This is a genomic window from Xenorhabdus yunnanensis (assembly GCF_028598805.1).
In the GTDB taxonomy this organism is placed as follows: domain Bacteria; phylum Pseudomonadota; class Gammaproteobacteria; order Enterobacterales; family Enterobacteriaceae; genus Xenorhabdus; species Xenorhabdus yunnanensis.
The window spans coordinates 1-1,178 of sequence record NZ_JAQRFI010000168.1 but is presented as its reverse complement, the minus strand read 5'-3'; the positions used below and the strand labels follow the sequence as shown (position 1 = coordinate 1,178).

The 1,178-nt window shown below is 48.6% G+C and carries 2 protein-coding genes; both read right to left on the bottom strand.

Annotated features, from left to right (window positions below):
* On the bottom strand, window positions 1-872 hold an 872-nt coding region (locus PSI23_RS21475; protein ID WP_273556975.1), incomplete at its 3' end, for a hypothetical protein.
* Window positions 873-876: 4 nt separating this feature from the next.
* Window positions 877-1,053, bottom strand: coding sequence for a hypothetical protein (locus tag PSI23_RS21470; RefSeq protein WP_273556974.1), 177 nt, complete (start codon window positions 1,051-1,053; stop codon window positions 877-879).
* Window positions 1,054-1,178: the final 125 nt, after the last annotated feature.

Genomic DNA, 1,178 nt, shown 5'->3' with positions numbered 1-1,178 from the left:
CATTCCCCCCTCACCGCATAATTTCCCGCAGGCTGATAATTTCCGGCAGGTTGGTAGTTCCCGCGCGATTGGTATCGGCCGTCAGATTCCCCTTTCGTGTAACTTTCCCCGCGAACGGCATAGTTGCCTGTAGGTTGGTAATTTCCTTTTGGCTGGTATCTGGAGTTTGATTCATTTTTCGTGTAGCTCTCCCCTTTTGGGGCGTAGCTGCCCGCAGGGGCATAATTGCCTCTCGGTTGGTACTTGCCATCACTTTCATTTTTTGAATAGCTATAGCCCGATTCTAAATAGCGCCCCTTGGGTTGGTATTTATCATCTGATTCCGACTTAATGTAGCTTTCGCCCTTCAGCGCGTAATTCCCCGCGGGTTGATAGTGCCCTTTCGGCTGGAAACGGGTATCCGACTCTTCCTTACCGTAGCTGTAACCCGCAGGGGTATAGTTCCCCAATGGCTGGAAGCGCTGGTTGGCTTCTTCTTTGTTATAGGCGCCCACATCACCTGCTGTCAGGTCGGCCTTTAACTCCACCCACCCTTTGCCCGCTTGCGGATCTTCCTTGTTGTTCTCTATACGGGATTGCCAGAGTTTTTGATTGTGGTACACCACCGCACGCAAGGGATAAGGCTGTGCCTCTAGCGACCATTTCGCCACGCCAAACGCCTGTATTTCCCCCACGGCTTCGGTAATATCGTGAAAAATCCCGTTCATCTTTTCACGCTCGATATCTTTCGCTGCCGGATCGGTATTCTGGTCACGTTCGTAGTCATAGCCGTAGCCCTGAGTATACGAGACAGCCCCGTCTGGCTGGACTTCATTAGGAATAGATACCCTGTCCCCTTGCGCCGCAAAGGGAACTTTAAATATTTTTGTCATGATATTAAGCTCCGAAATGACTGTTTGAAAAATTAGCGCGGTAATAACCGAAACCAAAGACATTGCTCTCGCTATTCGCCGTATTATTCAGCATACCCGCTTGTTCTTCCCGAAGGGGGGTATCAGGAAGCGCATTATCTTTTGTCGTGGTTTCATCTGGCTTATTATTTTGAGTATTCATCTATAACCCCTCATTTCATCAACAACGTACATTGCTAATTAATATGAAGGCGGTAGGACTTCTCCGCCCGTAAACATCAAAAATCGGGTTTATCAACACGGAAAAAGAGTTTTCTGGTCTGTCGT

What these genes read in the sequence shown, in the direction of transcription:
- PSI23_RS21470 (WP_273556974.1), bottom strand. Translation starts at nt 1,053, where the DNA reads ATGAATACTCAAAATAATAAGCCAGATGAAACCACGACAAAAGATAAT.